The sequence below is a fragment of the Mycolicibacterium anyangense genome (assembly GCF_010731855.1).
GTDB classification, from domain to species: Bacteria; Actinomycetota; Actinomycetes; order Mycobacteriales; family Mycobacteriaceae; genus Mycobacterium; species Mycobacterium anyangense.
Map to the genome: position 1 here is coordinate 5,143,717 of NZ_AP022620.1, position 16,460 is coordinate 5,160,176.

Genomic DNA, 16,460 nt, shown 5'->3' on the forward strand with positions numbered 1-16,460 from the left:
GCACACCGAGGGGACTGTCAAGTTGACCGGCTCGCTTGACGTGCGGACTGCGCTGGAACGCTTTCGGCTTGGTGATGGCCGCCCTGTGCTCCTTGATCGGCAACGCGCGCAAGCGATTCGCGCGGACTATCCAGCGCTTCTCGATTCGCTCTTGGAAGCGGCTGACAGCGCAATCCAACCCTCTTTTCGCTTCTTCGGTTATCCGGATGTGACGCTGGACCGGCCGATCGACTGGCATTACGACCCAATCTCCAATGTCCATTGGCCGCAGCTTCCGTCAGAGCGGATCAACCACCGTGTGTTTGATGGCGACGTCAAGTGGATCTGGGAACTCAACCGTCTCCAGCATTTGCCGTGGTTGGCGCAGGCCTGGCTCTTCACTGATGATGTTCGCTATGAGCGGGCGGCCTTCGAGCACCTGGATTCCTGGATCGACCAGAATCCACCCGGCCACGGCATAGCGTGGCGTGGCGCGTTCGAGGCTGGAATTCGCGCCGTCTCGATTGCGGTGGCTCTGCAGGGGCTGCGCGATTCCGCTGAGCTTACGGTCGACCGCTTCGACAAGATCCTCGCAGTCCTCAATGAAAGTGCCCGCCGTTGCTGGCAAGACCGCTCGCTCTACAGCTCTGCTAACAATCACCTGGTAGGCGAGATGGCAGGACTTGCTGTCATCGCGCTGATGTTTCCCGAGTTCCCACAATCGTCCGAGTGGGAGGTGTCAGCAGTCCAGATTCTGTGCGCCGAGGCGGAGAGACAGATACTGCCTGACGGGGTTGGCGCTGAACAGGCCATCGGCTACCAAATGTTCACCGTCGAGCTGATGCAGGTTGTCGCCGTTCTGCTGCTCCAGCGGGACGGGCGCGCGCCTCGGCAGCTTGTCGATGCCATCAGTCGTAGCACGTCGTTTCTTGCGGGAGTGATTGGACAAGACGATCCACCCCCGCGATACGGTGATGACGACGAGGGCTTCGCTTTGCGGCTCGGGCCCGAAGGCGTGCGAGACATTCGGGATCATCTTGGAATCGTGTCGGTCTTCGATTGGGCTTCTGCTGGTAAGGCATTCGGTAACGAGACATTGACTTCGCAGTGGTACCGCGTAGTAGCGCCCCGCTCATCATTGACAGCTTCAACACCCGTCGCGGAACCGCAGAGCTTCGTCGCACCTGATGGCGGTCTGGTCGTGTTACGCAGCGGACGCCGCCGCACCATGATGGATGTCGGCCCACTGGGGTATCTATCCATTGCCGCCCACGGCCACGCTGATGCGTTGGCCGTCACTGTGAGCGCTGATGGCCAAGAGATCATCGGCGATCCGGGTACAGGGAGCTATTACGGGCATCCAGAGTGGCGCTCGGCAATGCGGGGGACGCGCGCCCATGCGACTGTCTGTATTGACGATCAGGATCAGTCGATCAACGCCGGCGCGTTCATGTGGTTGCGGCACGCACGCACACATGTTCGCGAGATTGACTTGAACGCAGGAGTTGTCGACGCGGAACACGATGGCTACACGCGTCTTCCGGGCGGCCCTGTCCACCGACGCCTCTTGATCGCCCCCGGTGATGAGCCCTGGCAGTTGGTAGTGGATGTGGTCACCGGGACTGGCAGCCATGAGGTGAGGGCTTCCTGGCCACTTCATCCCAGCCTTGAGGTGGAGCGAATCTCATCCGGGCACAACGTGTCCCGGCAGGGTTCTGCCGTTCTGCAATTGCTGTACGCGTCAAATGCGCCGCTGGTGGTCGACGAGGTCCGAGGCGACACCATGCAGAACTTGGGCTGGTGGTCCGATCGATTAGAGAGCCGCACACCTTCGTGGTGGCTAGGCGCAGTCGCCAATGTCGAGCTTCCTGTCGTCATCGCAACCCTGCTCGCGGCATCCGACGGTTACAGAGCCGACGGCTTGTCAGTCGAGGTCGAGGGCGATCGGGTCGAGGTGCAATGGAGCGAGGAAGGTGAGAGGCGCGCGGTCACGATCCCGGTAAGGACTGGCGAGGTTGGAAGACTCGGCCGTGCAGTGTGGGTTTCGACGAGCTTATCCACCCGCGGAGGGATCTCTACATACGTCCGGAATGTGCGCGAGACAGATCTATGGCGGAGCTGGGACGTGCATCACGTGGCTACTCACTGCAACGGTGGCACGCTGACCCGGTGCGCAATGTTCGTGTACGGTTTCGGCGATTTCGTGTGGCACTTGATAACCAGACGGCCCCAGATCGCCCACATTCACATGTCGTCCTACGGAAGCTTCGTACGCAAGTTCTTGGTGATGTGGACGGCCAAAGCGTTCCGGCTTCCAGTGGTTCTTCACGTCCACGGGTCCCGGTTTAACGAATTCGCCGACGGTGCATCAAGACCGGGACGTCTACTGATCCGCACTGCGCTCGAGCACGCGGACGCAGTAATCGCGCTCGGGAGTCACTGGGCGGAAGAACTCCATCGGATCGCGCCCAATGCTCGTATCGAGGTAGTTCCCAACGCCGTACGGCTGCAAAGCAAGGTTCAACAGGACTCCGTCAGCCCTGCACACGTCGTGTTCCTAGGCGAAGTAGGGGAACGCAAGGGCACTTTCGCGCTTCTAGAGGCTTGGGCGAAATTAGTCGCACATACCGACTGCCCGCCGGTCAAACTGACAATTGCTGGTGACGGTGAGATCGATCGCCTTCGCAACAGGATCGCGGAACTCGGGATCGACGCAAGCGTTGAGGTGCGCGGCTGGTTGTCGGAATATCAGGTTGCGGCACTGTTGAACGATGTTCAAGTGCTGGTTCTGCCTTCGATGAACGAAGGGCAGCCCATGGCGATACTCGAGGCCATGTCCCGAGGCATATGCGTCGTCGCCAGTACGGTCGGTGGTATTCCCGAGATGCTGAGCGACTCCGCCGGCATTCTTGTCGAACCAGACGACACAGAGATGCTTGCGAGCGCGCTCCTTCAGGTCGTGAGTGATAGCGACGCACGGGCTCGTTATGGGGCATCGGCCTATCGACGAATTGAAGAGGAATTCAATATCGAGATAGCTGCAGACCGGATCGACAAGATCTACCGGACCATCTTGCAACGTAGGAACATACCTCGTGACTAAGGCATGGCAACTTCTGTCAATCTCGAGTGTGTCGTTGGGACGTGCGCGTCAGTCAGAACATCCACTCGGAGTGAGTCCTCGCGCGGTCAGACGCGGGCCCTGTAATTGCTGAAGGCATCGGGAACAGTCGCCCAACGGTAGGTGTCGCTGAACCAAAGCCGAGTGGTTTTGTCGTACGCGGAACGATAGAAGCCCTGCTTCCAGTACATGCCCGGATCACCGCAATATCCGATCTTGCGATCACGTGCGTCTACCACCTGTTGACCATCGAGCCAGAGCTGAACATACCCCGTGCCCGTGCATCCAAAATGCACCGCCATGACGAAGTCGTGCCACTGATCTTTGGCTAGGGCGCCGAGATCAATCGTCTCAGCGACCGTGCCATCCGGCTGTCCCCAAGGAGTCCAGTCACCGCCACCAAATAGTCCGAGAACCAGATCGGCATCGTCACTACCGAGGCGAAGCGACAGTGGCGCTTGGTTCCCACCACCGGAGGCATGGATCTGAACGAAGCCGTTCCAGGTGCCAGGCGGGCTCGCGAAGGCCGAGTCAATCAAGAGTCCCCAGGACATCACCAGTGTGTCCCCGTCCTGAAAGCCGCCCAGATCGGATGAATTGATCACTTCGGCGCGTTCCCCGCTATTCGACCCCGCAACTCCGTTGTCGCCGGGTTGGACTTCGACGCGCTGCACGATGCCCCGCTGATGCATCGGATCATCTACATACTGGACCCGATCGGGCGTCTTCACTTGGTCAGTCCAATAGGCATAGCTATCGACGCCCGCCAACAGAGTTTTGTAGGCGGTGTGGGTCAGGGGATCCGGCGCCACCGAAGGCGATATGGGTCCGCCAGCATTCGCGATCGCTGGGCTCACCTCGGAGCTACCAGAAAACAACGTCAACGTAAGCGCAGCCACTGCAAGCAGCGGAAAACTCCGGCTCAGTCGGCCCGGACTGCGCGACGCTTCCATCTAGCAAACTCTTCTCTCTCCCCGCCTGCGCCATCGCAACCCGACCATCGAGATGGCGACCATAACCAGAGTACGGGGGTCAGCGCGGACCGTCGAACTTCGAACCGTCCCCCTGGCCAGCTATCAACGGCGATAGGCGCCGATGCTTGGGGAATCTATGCAGGCCTATCAGGGTGCATCACAAGTTCGTTACGACTTGAGGACGGGCCCGACGCCTAAGGGTGTGATTGGTCTCAGCGAACAAATCTATGTGTCGGACGCGTCGGCCGCGCCTTCCCGGGCTGCTGAAGATCGGTCGCATTGCGGTCTGAACCGCGTGTGCTGAAGGTGACGTGTGCTGGGGGTGAATTGAAACTCTGACCACGTTGTGAGGGCAGGGATGCCGGCAATTCGGCCGAGGCCAGCGGTGGCGAGCAGCCCCGTAGCGCACCCGCCACTTTGAGGTCATCCGCCGATGGCGCCTCTGCCCTCGATTGACACGTCATGGGGCGTACGGCTAAAAAGCGGGCCGCTACTCCCTCTCCATCAAGTTCCCATAGATATCTATGCACTTGTCTCGCATCATTGAAATATCGTATTTGGCTGATGTTGTTCTTCCATTGACGCGCAGCGTGTCGGCGAGATCGGGAGATTGGATCAGGATCTCGATTTTATCGGCTAGCTGCTCTTCAGAGCACGACTTGAAAAGTAGCCCGTCGATTCCATCAGTCAGTATGTCGGCGGGACCCTCAATGTCTGATGCGATGACCGGCAATCCCGCGGCCATAGCCTCTACTAGTGCTAAACCAAATCCTTCATGGCGTGACGGTAAGACAAATATGTCAGAATTGCCAAGCATTGTTGCTACATCGCTTCTGCCCAGAACAAAATTGATCCGGTCATCTAGCTGTAGGGTAGATGTCAAGGTTTGGAGCTGTGGGAGCGTCTCGAAATCGCCAGTAGCTGGACTGCCCATCAAAGTGCATTCGACGTCCAAGCCTCGGTCAACGCAACGTTTTATCGCTCGCACGAGAATGTCTTGTCCCTTTTTCTCGAGAGACAATCTGCCCACCGATATAATTCTTGTTCGGGACCCAGAGGTCCGTAGCGCAATGGAGCCAAAATCCGCAGTGGGTATTCCGTTCTCGATCTGCTTTACCCGACGCAAACGAAGGGAACGTGCTTCTGCGGCGACTGACTGGGAGATTGCAATGGTGGCATCAATCATGGCGTTATGTAGGTACACCTCCCAGCGCGCCATGCTGATCTGTGTGTAATGGAAGGTGAAGACCAACTTGAGTTTCGTCATCGTGAGTCTACACAGCATCGCCCAATATTTTGAGCCGCGATTGTGTGAATGAATGACGGAAATTCCATGGTTCTGGATAATCTTCAACAGCGCGAGGAGGTATCTCGGATTCTTGCTAGCCTGCGGACGGTTGAGATAGTAGACGGGCACTTCCGTCGAGTTTAGTTCTGAAGCCAAGTCTGAGTCGATACGGTCATTCATAACAACGACGACCTGCGAAAAATTCGGCACGTCTGCGCAACTCTTTACGAAATTCACCAACAAACGTTCCGTGCCACCAACCTGAAGAGACGAGATGAGCTGCAGCACTGCTGACTGATTTGATGAAGATCCTCGGCTCATCAATCTAGTGGCAGTCCCATTCTGGTGGCCTTTCGTCATTCTATATGGCGGGTCAGCTTCGTATCGGGGGCGGGATAATTCCGCTAGCGGAACGGCGACTATTCATCTCGTGCACGGCAGCGCTCATTCCCGAAGCGCGTGCACGTGCTCTCGATACCAATTGATTGTTCGTTCCAAGCCCTCCCGCAGATCGATCTTCGGTGTCCAACCTGTTTGGGATAATTTGGAAACATCGAGGAGCTTTTGGGGGGTCCCGTCTGGTTTGGTCGCGTCCCAGAGGGTTTCCCCTTCGTAGCCGACGATTCCGGCAATCGTGTCGGCGATTTCCCTGATGGTCACATCCGTGCCGGTTCCGATGTTCACGTGTTGGTGTCCATCGTACTGTTCCAGGAGATGCAAGCAGGCACTCGCCATATCGTCGGCGTGCAGGAACTCCCGGCGTGGTGTGCCGGTTCCCCAGTTCGTCACCGACTCCCGGCCAGCTGCTTCGGCATCACAATAGCGTCGGATCAGTGCCGGTAAGACGTGTGAAGTGGTGGGCGAGAAGTTGTCTTGCGGCCCATACAGATTGGTGGGCATCACCGAGATCCACGGCAACCCGTACTGCCGGCGTACTGCCTGAATATGGATAATTCCGGCTATTTTGGCTATTGCGTAAGCATCATTGGTGGGCTCGAGGTAGCCGGTGAGGAGTGCCTCTTCACGTATGGGCTGCTCAGCGAATTTCGGATAGATGCATGAAGAGCCAAGGAAGAGTAGACGTTCAACTTCGGTTTCCCGCGCGGCATCAAGCACGTTGAGTTGGACCCGTAGGTTGTCGCTGAGGAAGTCTACGGGATAGGTGCTGTTTGCCAGGATTCCGCCCACTCTGGCCGCGGCGAGTACGACATATCGTGGCTTGACGTCCGCGAAGAACGCGAACACTGCATCGCGGTCTCTAAGGTCGAGTTCGGAAGATGTCCTGCCTACTATGGCGCGGAACCCGCATGCTTCCAGATGTCGAACCATCGCCGAACCTGCCAGCCCGCGGTGGCCAGCGACGTAAAACGTTGCGCTGCGGTCGAGTTCGGATGGGGTGAAAGCGACGTCATCGGCCATGGTCAGATCGTGCTTCTGGCGACCGGAGTGTTCCAACCAGGCAGCAGTACCTTATCTATCCACGGCTGTCCGGCGTAATTGAGTGCTTCGATGTCAGCGTCAACCATCAGGCGAGCGAGCTGGCGGCCGTTCACTGTGGGGACCCAACCGAGCTGGTCGCCCACCTTGCTCGGATCTCCGATCAGGGCGTCCACTTCGGTGGGGCGGATGTAACGCTCGTCGAAGCGGACGTGGTCCTCCCATGCGAGCCCAGCATGTCCAAATGCCTCTTCAAGGAAGTTCCGTACCGTAATGCCCGTCCCGGTTGCCAAAACATAATCGTCAGGATCGTCGGCTTGGAGCATTCGCCACATGCCCTCAACGTATTCGGGGGCATACCCCCAGTCGCGGATGGAGTCGAGGTTTCCCATGTAGACATGCTCTTGCAGTCCCGCCTTGATGGCAGCGACAGCCCTCGTGATCTTGCGCGTTACGAAAGTCTCTCCGCGACGGGGTGACTCATGATTGAACAGGATCCCGTTCACCGCGAACATGCCGTAGGCCTCGCGGTAATTCTTTGTAATCCAGTAGCTGTACAGCTTGGCCGCCGCGTAGGGCGAGCGGGGATAGAACGGTGTGCTCTCGTTCTGCGGGGGCGGTGTGGCACCGTAGAGCTCCGAGGACGACGCCTGATAGAAACGCGTTTCGATGCCAGACAGACGCACGGCCTCAAGCATGCGGATGGTGCCGGTGCCGGTGGTATCTGCAGTGTGCTCGGGCTCGTCGAAGGAAACTCGGACGTGCGATTGAGCCGCCAGGTTGTAGACCTCGTCAGGATCAATACGAGCCAGCAATGAGACCATGCGGGCGCCATCGCTGAGATCGCCATAGTGCAAGAACATTCGCGCGTCAGGCGCGTGCGGGTCGACGTACAGGTGGTCGATACGAGAGGTATTGAATGTCGACGCGCGACGTATCAAGCCATGGACTTCATACCCTTTACTCAACAGCAGTTCGGCAAGATATGAGCCGTCCTGTCCGGTGATGCCGGTGATCAGGGCACGTTTGGTCATTGATTCCTTGAATCCCGTGTAGTCGCCTTAGGTGTCTGCTGAGGTTCCGCGTCAGCCGCATCGGCGGTCTCGCTACCGTTTGCCGACGTGCGGTCTGGGTCAGTCGCGGCGTGGTCTCGGACCATTAATTCGGTCACGCCCTCAGTGACGGAGGGCGAGCGGAGGGGCGCCTCCCCGTAATAGCTGTAGTTGTAGGTGTACTCGGTACCGCTTCGGGCCGATGTCATGGTGAACGCTGCACCAAGCACCTTCGCTCCAATGCTGGTGAGATTGCCAATGGCCTGCGTTAGGTGCTCGCGCTTCGTCTCTCCCTGTCGCACCACTATCAGTGCACCGTCAGAATTGGCGCAGAGTACTGCGCTATCGGTGACTGCCAGCAACGGCGGCGAATCGATGATTACGTAGTCGAATTTCTCCCTCAGTTGGCTGAGGATGTTTTTGGCAGCTTGTGACCCGAGGAGCTCGCTGGGATTCGGGGGAGTGGTACCGGAGGTTAGAACAGTCAAGTTGGTGAATGTCGTCGTCTGCAGAACTTCAGACAGCGAGACTGAGCCGCTGAGCACGGTGCTGAACCCCACAGATCCGATGAGGTCGAGATACTTGTCGACTGAAGGTCGGCGAAGGTCGCCATCCACCAGCACCACATTGTGTTCGGCCTCGGCCAACGCCAGCGCGATGTTCACTGCGGTAGTGGACTTGCCTTCACCGGGGGATGCACTCGTCACGACGATTACGCGCGGCGGATCGTCCACATTGAGAAATTGCAGATTGGTGCGCAGCTTACGAAAAGACTCCGCGACAGACGAGTTGTTCCCTTCGAACGAGATTGCAGCCCTTCGTCGTAGTTCCTTGTCGATCGGGATGCCGCCGACCAACCCAACACTGGTGATCGTCTCAAGGGTGCTCCGCTCCTTGACGGTGTTGTCGAGTCTGTCGCGAACGAGAGCTAGGCCCACGCCGAGCGCTAGCCCTCCTGCAAGACCAGCCAACAAATTGCGGAACTTCTTAGGTGAAACGGGGCTAGCGGGTAGAGACGCACGTTGTTCGACGACAACCCGTGCATTTGGCGTTGTCCCCCCTACCGGCGTCTCCAATTCTCGTACCAGCTCCACGAATTCGTCCGACAAGGCGTTGGCAATGTCTCGTGCCCGGGCGGGTGACGGGTCAAGCACTGAGACGTCGATGAGCACGGTATTTGGCTTCGCAGCTGCACTGACTTTGGCTCGCAATGATGCTGCAGTCATATCCAGATTGAGTCGGTCGATAGTGCGCTGCGCCAACGTTTCGCCCATGATCAACTGCGCGTAGGACAGCACCTTCTCCTGAGATAAGCGGTTCCCCTGATATAGGTCGCTCATTGATGATGCGGAAGATGCCGAAACATATAGCTGGGTCGAGGCTCGGTACTGTGGGGTGGCAGTCAGCGTGTAGGCAATCGCAGCCAGAACCGCGACGAGCGTTGTCGCGCAGACCGTAATCCACCGCGTCCGTAGTACTTTGACGTAGTCCTGAAGGTTCACTGACGCTTGCTGCTCTCTATCGGGTTGCCATCCACGCTGTAGTTCGTCATGAACATTGTGGCACCGTTGCTTTCGTGGTGACTGGCCCCACTAGCGGCTGTGTCGGAACTCGCGCGGCGCCTGGAACCGTTGGCTCGGATAGCTGAAAAACCAGGTCTTCTGTCTGCCCTGCCGGTATCACCGCTTGAGCTTCGAAGCTTGGATGGCCGCGCTCAGTATCGGTGTGCACGTCAATTGGAACGCCGTTCGACGTGACGCTGACGAGCGTAGCCCCCTTGGTCGCGAGCAAGCGAATGGAGGTAATCATGGTTCCCTTGGGAATGGCTTCTCTGCCGGCCTTTGGGAAAAACCCTAGTCGTCCGGCTACGTTGTCAGGCAGGGATTCTGGGTTGGTGACGGTGTTCTTCAGCCGAACGGTCACGGTCGACCTCCTAGTGTTGCCATAGCACCCGTCTGCGACGTACTCGATTTGCCGATCGAGGTAGTAATCCAGCTTATTGCCACCGAGATTGTTGAGGACGATTTCGGCATAGGGAGCTGGATCGTCGGGAATTATGTGCGCCAACGGTGTCTGCTCGAGCAGTGCCTGTTCCTCAGGGTACGAGCTCCACACCGCGATCCGACCCTCGCTAACCGCACGTCCCATGGCGTCCAGCAGGGCGCGTGGCGACTTCACCTTGCCGGTGATCTTCTTGACGACTTCGGCGGCAATGCTTTGAAGGTACTTCTTGCGGGCGGGCTGATCCTTTTCATCGGGGTATCGGATGTAGGCAGTCGATTCCGTCAGCTCCACGGCGTTGTCTGCGGTCACCGTTTCCCCATCCGGCATGACGATAGGTCCGGTAGCGCCGAGGATGTAGCTCAGTGCAACCGGGTCGATAGCAATTACTCCGTCGACCTTCAGGCCTGCTTGGTCTGCCATCGATTTCCAGATCTGCGCCGCGTAGGGAAAGTGCGAGCTCTGATTGGAATTGCGGTAGTCGGTAGTGGGGTTGGTGAAACCGTACTGATTGTCGAATTCGGGCCCAAGGCTGATGGGCGCGAACTTCCGGTTGAAGTCGGTGTTGGGCGCCAGGGCGTCGACGCCCGGCTTGCCGTCGTCGAAACGCACCACGCCGAAGCCGCCGAGCAGCCCACCGGTCCCGCGGGCCTCCGCGTTGGTTTGGAAGCCGATGAAGTAGCTTCGTGGACCGTCGGCGCCCAGCATCGACGGTGCCAAGCGAGCTGCGAGTGCGGTGTTACTCAGGAGTTTCGCCAAATCCTGTGTCTGCGTTTGCAATTGAGATCGTGCGGTGTTGATGGCGCCCAGGTAGCTGGACTCTGAGATCGCTTGAGCTTCGGTGTTGATCCGGCCCGCATCCGTCGCGATCTTGCGTAATGCAGGCTCTTCAGTGCGCAGCGCTACGACGTCCAGCCGGCCATCGTTCAGCAGATGACTAGGAGAGACCGAGGTGCCGGCGTCCGCGATCGGCTTGAGCACATCGGTCGACAGGTTCAGCACCACATCGGAGATCTGCTGACCCGTCTTGAACGGGCTGCCCAGCCACGGCACACCTGCGGCGATGTCCCATGGCAGCGAATGAGCCGCATTGCGGGCAGCTTGGGCTTGCGACTGAGCGTCGGCGGCGAAACGTGAAGCATCTGCGGTATTACCCTGCAACAGCGCAGTTTTGGCTTGCTGGGCGCTGGTGCGTGCTTGCTCGAGATTCGACTTCGTCGCGAACGCCTCGATGCCCAGCCATACGCCAAATCCGATGAGCAGCACCACTATCGCGAGTGGCCACCGAACACCGCGGCGCTTGAACCACGGCGGCGCCCCATCCTCCTCAGCGGGTGATGGCGCACCGTCACCGTCGGTCACACGTCGCGAATGAGCTTCCACGCAGCTAGCTTCTCCTACTTGAATGTGTTTGTCCGCGACAACGCGCGGCTTCACGTTTTGGCCCCAACCCAAAAACGGCCCGCCAGTTGGCACCGAGGCCAACGGCGAGCCGTTCTTGATTGCAGAGAACGCTATCCGGAGGTGCTGTACGGGCCGACGTGGGTGGCTCGGGCCACCGCGTACGCGACGTTCTGCGTGGCGTCAGCCACGGCGATGAAGACGTTGCCGATCGGCGGACCGATGACGGGGATGGTGCTGATGTACTGACCGACGAGCTTGATCACCCCAGCGGTGGTATCGAGAAGCCCGTAGGCAATCGTGCCGGCGATCTGCACCGTCACCTTCACCAGGTTTCCGATGGGGCCGAGGTCGTCGGTGCTAGAGGCTGCCGATCGAGAGCTGCCCGACGTCGTCGGAGGGGTGGGTGTGGGCGTTGGTGTTCCGCTCGGGGGCACTGAGGCGCCAGAGCCGGGTGTACCGGAACCGGAGTTCGAGCTGCCCGTGCGGCCGGAGTGGCCGGTGCCGGTTGAGGTGCCGGGCGCGCTCGGCGTGCTTGACGAGCCGCCGGTGCTGGGCGAGCTGCCCGCGCCGGGGGAGCTGCTTGAGCCCGACGAAGAGCCGGGGGAAGTGTTCGATCCGGAAGTAGTCCCGGACGAGTTGGACTTGTTGCTGGATCCAGAAGCTCCGGAACCGGGGCCTTCTTGTGCAATGGGCGCGAGGCCTGGCGCGGCGTGCGCGACCACCGCGGGAGAAATTGTGGCTGCGGCGCTCAGCGCGACGGTGGCTAAGCCTGCTTGAATCTTTTTGGACAATGCAGACGACATAATCCAACCCCCCCTTATTGGCCCCTATTGCCCGACTCCGAAAGTTTAACGGCCAGCCCTAATGATCTGTCCGACGAGCTGATCGTACCGTACCTGAGCACTGGCTGAGACGTCAATAGAAACTCGCACTTCAACGGCCACTTTCAGCCGTCTGTGCACCCGTTCGGGACGCCCTGGAGAGCGGCTGGGCTCGAGCGGCTCGTGGGGTTGGACCCATTGCCGCTATTACCGTTATCGCCGTGTGATTTGCTGATCGAGTAACCGATCCCAGCTGACGTCGAAGTGGGTCGACGGAATTCGGTGACACGGTAGGTGTTGGGCAGTCAGCCGAACCGCTTGATTGTTCAACTTAACAACGGCTGAATCGCTAGATTCCCACCGACCACGCAAAGCCACTGATATCGCGCACCGTCGACCCGAATACGTCCGGCATGACAGCGGGAAACAGCAGGTCCCCGCCGTGGCAGGTGCCCACCACGATCCGCTCGACCGCAGGGACGCCGGCGGCGAGCAGCCGGCGGTAGTAGAGGAGTCCTTCGTCGCGCAGCGGATCGAGCTCGTTGACGGAGATGACGTGCGGCGGCAATCCCTCCAGCTCTTCAGCCGAGGCTTGTCCGGCCCAGCAGGTCACATCGTTCACATGTGTCCCAGACGGGTCATAGAGCGATCCCAGCAGCGCTGCTTGCTGGCAGCTGATGAAGTAACCGTCGTTCTCCCGCAGCGACGGGAATTCCTCGGGGTAGTCCAGCCACCGGTTCGAGATATACGGGCACTGCGCATAGGCGCCGGCGATCTCACCGAGCCAGCCTTCCCGCTTGGCTTTGTGGACCACGGTCAGCGTCAGGTTCCCGCCACCGGACTCGCCCGCCACGATCAGATGGCTGACGCCCAATTCGGCGGCGTTGGCGTACACCCATCGGGTGGCCGCCGCGCAGTCGTTCAACCCCGCCGGATAGGGATGCACACCCAGGCGTCCGGCCGAGTTCCGGAATTCGACCCCGACCGCCACCAATCCGGTGGCTGCCAACGCCTCACGCAAGTGGCGATAGGCGGCATCGGCCGCACTGCCGATCGCCATGCCGCCGCCGTGGAAGTGCACGACCGCCGGCAGCGGGCCGGACACCTGCTCCGGCCGGCTGATGAACAAGGTCAGCTCGTTGCCGTCCCCGCCGGGAATCGTGACCGTGGTGGTGGTGACACCGGTCGGTGCTGGGGCTGCCAGGGCCAGCATGTCGAACACCGCGCCGATGGCCTCCTCGGCGGCGGCCGCGTAGCCGAGTCGGTGCTCGATAGGGGAGTCGACCGTCAGCGGGGCCTCAGGCAGCGCGTCGGCCAGCCCGAGTGGGGCGAACGCCGCCACCATCCGGGGATCGGATCGGGGATCGGTCCCCAGGGTGCACTTCGGATCAGCGAGTCGACCAGCCGTCATGAAGCGGAGCGTAGCCCGCAATCAGCCCCCGCATTCGGCGATTCGCCGTCGGAGAAATGCCCGCCCGGGTTCAGAGCCGTTGCGTTCCAGCGCGTTCCGGTACCACTCGGCGGCGTCGCGGTGACGGCCCGCCCGGCGCAGGAGATCGGCGCGCACGGTGGCGGCCAGGTTCGATCGGGCCAGCCGCGGGTCATGGGCCGACGTGTCCAACGTGGCCAGGCCGGCCTCGGGTCCGTCCCGCAGCCCGACCGCCAGTGCCCGATTCACCCGGACGACGGGGGAGTCGGTGAGCTCCAGCAGCCGGTCATAGGCCAGGCAGATCGTTGCCCAGTCGGTCTGCTCCCAGTCCGGTGCGGTCGAATGCACCGCCGCGATCACGGCCTGCGGAAGATACGGTCCCGTCGAGCCCTCGGCCCGGCGCAGCGACGCCAAGCCGCGGGTGATCTTGCCGCGATCCCATCGCCGGCGATTCTGCTCGTCGAGCGGCACCAGCGCCCCGGTGCTGTCCACCCTGGTGTGTCGCCGTGAATCGTGCAGGAGCACAAGGCCATACAGCGCATGCGCTTCGCGCTCATCGGTCATCAATGCGCACAGTTCGCCAGCCAGCCGTACCCCCTCGTCGCACAGCTCGTCCCGGATTGCCGACGGCCCGGCCGTCGACCAATAGCCTTCGGTGAACACCGAGTAGATGCAGGACAGCACATGCGGCGTGCGCTGTGGCAGCAGGTCGGCATCGGGAACCCGTAGCGGGATATTGGCGTGGCGAATCTTGTTCTTGGCCCGAGTGATTCGCTGACCGACGGCGGCCTCGCTCTGCAGCAGCGCCCGGGCGATCTCGGGCACCGTCAAACCCGACACCAGTCGCAGCGTCAGCGCCAGTTGTGCGGCGCGGTCCAGAGCGGGGTGGGCGCAGGTGAACATCATCCGCAATTCGTCGTCGCGCACCGGGTGCACGTCCGACCGGTCGGTACGGGCCACAATATCGTCAAGCACGGCCGCCAATTCCTTTCCCGGCCGCAGTGATTCGCGTCGGAGCCGGTCGCGTGCCCGGTTGCGGGCGGCCGTCACCAGCCATGCCCCAGGGTTGTCCGGCAATCCGTCCCGTGACCACGCGCGCACCGCGTCCGAGCAGGCCTCCTGGACGGCGTCCTCGGCGACCGACAGATCGCCCGACCAACGGGCCAGCGCGGCCACCGTCGGACCCCACTCGCGCCGGAAGACGCCATCCAGGGACTGCATCGCTAGAGCTGGGCAACGCCCGCCAGACGGCGCAACTCGATCGCCGTCGCCGGGATCATCGACGCCAGCTTGGCTGCCTCGTCACGATCCGCCGCCCGCAGCAGATAAAAGCCGTTTGCCACTTCGGCGCCCTCGGCGAACGGACCGTCGGTGAGAAGCACCTCGCCGTCGCGCACCCGGACGGTCGTCGCCGTGCTCGGCGGATGCAGCGGCGCGCCGCCCAGCACGTGGGCACCCGCCGCGGCACCAAATTCCACATGCCGGGCGGCCATCGCATTCCATTCGTCGCTGCCGGGTACCGCAACCTCGGCGGCCGGCTCCAGCAGCAGCGCCAGCCAGTCCGAACCGGTAATCGGCTGCTCGGGAGCATTGAAGTGCACGATCGGCCAGACCTCGACCGCGCCATAGCGCGCCGCCGGTACCTGCTTGGCCAGCTCGAGGGCATCGTCGAGATTGTCGGCCTCGAAGACGTAGAAGCCGCCCGCGACCTCGGCGCCCTCGGCGAACGGACCATCGGTGATGACCGGGTGGTCGGGGCCGCCGTCGATACGCACGCCCTCGGCCGCCGGGCCCAACGCGTCCCCGCCCCGGATGGCCGAGCGAGCTCGCGCATGGAAGTCGGTATAGGCCTGCATCTCGGCCTGGAAGTCCTCGGGCGCCAGGTCACGCGGCGGCGTCTGGAGAAGTGCGAAGTAGTACATCGTCTCGTCCCTCAGTCAGGAGCAGAACCCGTCGTCCCACTCTCTACCTGATCGACGAATGGCGAATGCCGAATCCGACACCCGTGCCGAAAATTACGCAGCAGCTCCCGGCTTGAGGTACGTCACCAGGCTCACGTCGAGCGCCTCATCGAGGTAGTAGTACTGGCAGCCGGTCAGATACCGCATGTAGTTGTCGTAGCTTTCGACGCCGGCCGCCGCGATGGCCTCGTCCTTGTGCTGCTCGAGGCGGGCCGCCCAGATGCCCAGCGTCTTGATGTAGTGGTTACGCAGCGACAAGGGCTCGGGGACGACGAACGCGGCCTTCTCGCCGTGTTCGACCAACATCTTGGTGCTCGGGATGCGGCCGCCCGGGAAGATCACCTCGGCCATGAACTTGGCGAAGCGCGCCAGCTCGAAGGTCAGCTTCTTGCCGCGGGCCTGCAGGTCATCGGGGTGGTAGCCGCAGCTGCTCTGAATGGTCATCCGGCCGTCGTCCGGCAGGATGTCGAAGCACTTCTTGTAGAAATCGTCGAAGCGCTCGAATCCGAAGTGTTCGATGGCCTCGATCGACACGATCCGGTCCACCGGTGCGTCGAACTGCTCCCAGCCTTCCAACCGCACATCGAAAGTGCGGTCGCTGTCGGCCTTGGCCAGCAACTGGTCGCAGTAGGCCTTCTGGTTCTTCGACAACGTCAGCCCGATGACGTTGACGTCATACTTCTCCATCGCGCGCTGCAGGGTCAGCCCCCAGCCGCAGCCCACCTCGAGCAGTGTCATACCGGGCTTGAGATCGAGCCGGTCGAGGTGCTGGTCGACATTGGCGATCTGGGCCTCGGAGAGGGTGGCGCTCGGTCCGGTGAAAAACGCGCAGCTGTACTTGCGAGTCGGATCCTGGAAAACCCCGAAGAAGTCATCCGACAGGTCGTAGTGCGCCTGAATTTCCTCGAAGTGGGGGCGCATGTCCTTGGTGTCAGTTGCCTCGGGCATGGTTGTCAAAACCTTCCTTAATGTTCATCGCCACGGCCCCCGCAT

Annotated in this window: 13 protein-coding genes; 2 read left to right on the forward strand and 11 right to left on the reverse strand. The window is 61.0% G+C overall.

Annotated features, from left to right (window positions below; all coding sequences use genetic code 11):
• The first annotated feature begins 22 nt into the window (after positions 1-22).
• Positions 23-3,082, forward strand: coding sequence for a heparinase II/III domain-containing protein (locus G6N35_RS27455; protein ID WP_246224498.1), 3,060 nt, complete (start codon positions 23-25; stop codon positions 3,080-3,082).
• An 86-nt stretch (positions 3,083-3,168) separates the two neighbouring features.
• Here the strand turns inward: G6N35_RS27455 and G6N35_RS24300 are convergent, their stop codons facing one another.
• The 7 genes from G6N35_RS24300 to G6N35_RS24330 all read right to left on the reverse strand — a co-directional run bounded on the left by G6N35_RS24300 (position 3,169) and on the right by G6N35_RS24330 (position 11,582).
• Positions 3,169-4,053 carry a polysaccharide lyase family 20 protein gene (locus G6N35_RS24300; RefSeq protein ID WP_163806860.1) on the reverse strand — a complete coding sequence of 295 codons (885 nt, stop codon included), beginning with the start codon at positions 4,051-4,053 and terminating at the stop codon, positions 3,169-3,171.
• A gap of 511 nt (positions 4,054-4,564) precedes the next feature.
• Positions 4,565-5,650 carry a glycosyltransferase family 4 protein gene (locus G6N35_RS24305; protein WP_163806862.1) on the reverse strand — a complete coding sequence of 362 codons (1,086 nt, stop codon included), beginning with the start codon at positions 5,648-5,650 and terminating at the stop codon, positions 4,565-4,567.
• Between the two features lie 156 nt (positions 5,651-5,806).
• Complete coding sequence (locus tag G6N35_RS24310; protein ID WP_163806864.1) at positions 5,807-6,781, reverse strand: GDP-L-fucose synthase family protein; 975 nt, start codon at positions 6,779-6,781, stop codon at positions 5,807-5,809.
• A gap of 2 nt (positions 6,782-6,783) precedes the next feature.
• The gene (gene gmd, locus G6N35_RS24315; protein WP_163806866.1) at positions 6,784-7,833 is read right to left on the reverse strand and encodes a GDP-mannose 4,6-dehydratase; all 1,050 of its coding nucleotides are present in this window, start codon (positions 7,831-7,833) and stop codon (positions 6,784-6,786) included.
• Positions 7,830-9,353, reverse strand: a complete 1,524-nt coding sequence (locus G6N35_RS24320; protein WP_163806868.1) for a tyrosine-protein kinase domain-containing protein — start codon at positions 9,351-9,353, stop codon at positions 7,830-7,832. Before G6N35_RS24320 ends, gmd begins: the two co-directional genes overlap by 4 nt.
• 46 nt (positions 9,354-9,399) lie before the next feature.
• The gene (locus G6N35_RS24325) at positions 9,400-11,121 is read right to left on the reverse strand and encodes a DUF4012 domain-containing protein (protein ID WP_246224499.1); all 1,722 of its coding nucleotides are present in this window, start codon (positions 11,119-11,121) and stop codon (positions 9,400-9,402) included.
• 245 nt (positions 11,122-11,366) lie between these two features.
• Positions 11,367-11,582, reverse strand: a complete 216-nt coding sequence (locus G6N35_RS24330; RefSeq protein WP_163806870.1) for a hypothetical protein — start codon at positions 11,580-11,582, stop codon at positions 11,367-11,369.
• A 172-nt stretch (positions 11,583-11,754) separates the two neighbouring features.
• Between G6N35_RS24330 and G6N35_RS24335 the strand changes: the two genes are divergently transcribed.
• The gene (locus G6N35_RS24335) at positions 11,755-12,033 is read left to right on the forward strand and encodes a hypothetical protein (protein ID WP_163806872.1); all 279 of its coding nucleotides are present in this window, start codon (positions 11,755-11,757) and stop codon (positions 12,031-12,033) included.
• A gap of 393 nt (positions 12,034-12,426) precedes the next feature.
• Here G6N35_RS24335 and G6N35_RS24340 read toward each other — a convergent pair whose 3' ends face one another.
• The 4 genes from G6N35_RS24340 to G6N35_RS24355 all read right to left on the reverse strand — a co-directional run bounded on the left by G6N35_RS24340 (position 12,427) and on the right by G6N35_RS24355 (position 16,415).
• The gene (locus G6N35_RS24340) at positions 12,427-13,488 is read right to left on the reverse strand and encodes an alpha/beta hydrolase fold domain-containing protein (protein WP_163806874.1); all 1,062 of its coding nucleotides are present in this window, start codon (positions 13,486-13,488) and stop codon (positions 12,427-12,429) included.
• Positions 13,489-13,509: 21 nt separating this feature from the next.
• Positions 13,510-14,727 carry an RNA polymerase sigma factor gene (locus G6N35_RS24345; RefSeq protein WP_163806876.1) on the reverse strand — a complete coding sequence of 406 codons (1,218 nt, stop codon included), beginning with the start codon at positions 14,725-14,727 and terminating at the stop codon, positions 13,510-13,512.
• 2 nt (positions 14,728-14,729) lie between these two features.
• Entirely contained in the window at positions 14,730-15,428 is a 699-nt protein-coding gene (locus tag G6N35_RS24350) for a YciI family protein (protein ID WP_163806878.1), read from the reverse strand.
• A 93-nt stretch (positions 15,429-15,521) separates the two neighbouring features.
• Positions 15,522-16,415, reverse strand: a complete 894-nt coding sequence (locus G6N35_RS24355) for a cyclopropane mycolic acid synthase family methyltransferase (protein WP_163806880.1) — start codon at positions 16,413-16,415, stop codon at positions 15,522-15,524.
• Positions 16,416-16,460: the final 45 nt, after the last annotated feature.

Excerpts from the sequence above, each read along its gene's own strand:
- G6N35_RS24300 (WP_163806860.1), bottom strand. The coding sequence starts at position 4,053 with ATGGAAGCGTCGCGCAGTCCGGGCCGACTGAGCCGGAGTTTTCCGCTG.
- G6N35_RS24310 (WP_163806864.1), bottom strand. The coding sequence starts at position 6,781 with ATGGCCGATGACGTCGCTTTCACCCCATCCGAACTCGACCGCAGCGCA.
- gmd (WP_163806866.1), bottom strand. The coding sequence starts at position 7,833 with ATGACCAAACGTGCCCTGATCACCGGCATCACCGGACAGGACGGCTCA.
- G6N35_RS24340 (WP_163806874.1), bottom strand. The coding sequence starts at position 13,488 with ATGACGGCTGGTCGACTCGCTGATCCGAAGTGCACCCTGGGGACCGAT.
- G6N35_RS24345 (WP_163806876.1), bottom strand. The coding sequence starts at position 14,727 with ATGCAGTCCCTGGATGGCGTCTTCCGGCGCGAGTGGGGTCCGACGGTG.
- G6N35_RS24350 (WP_163806878.1), bottom strand. The coding sequence starts at position 15,428 with ATGTACTACTTCGCACTTCTCCAGACGCCGCCGCGTGACCTGGCGCCC.
- G6N35_RS24355 (WP_163806880.1), bottom strand. The coding sequence starts at position 16,415 with ATGCCCGAGGCAACTGACACCAAGGACATGCGCCCCCACTTCGAGGAA.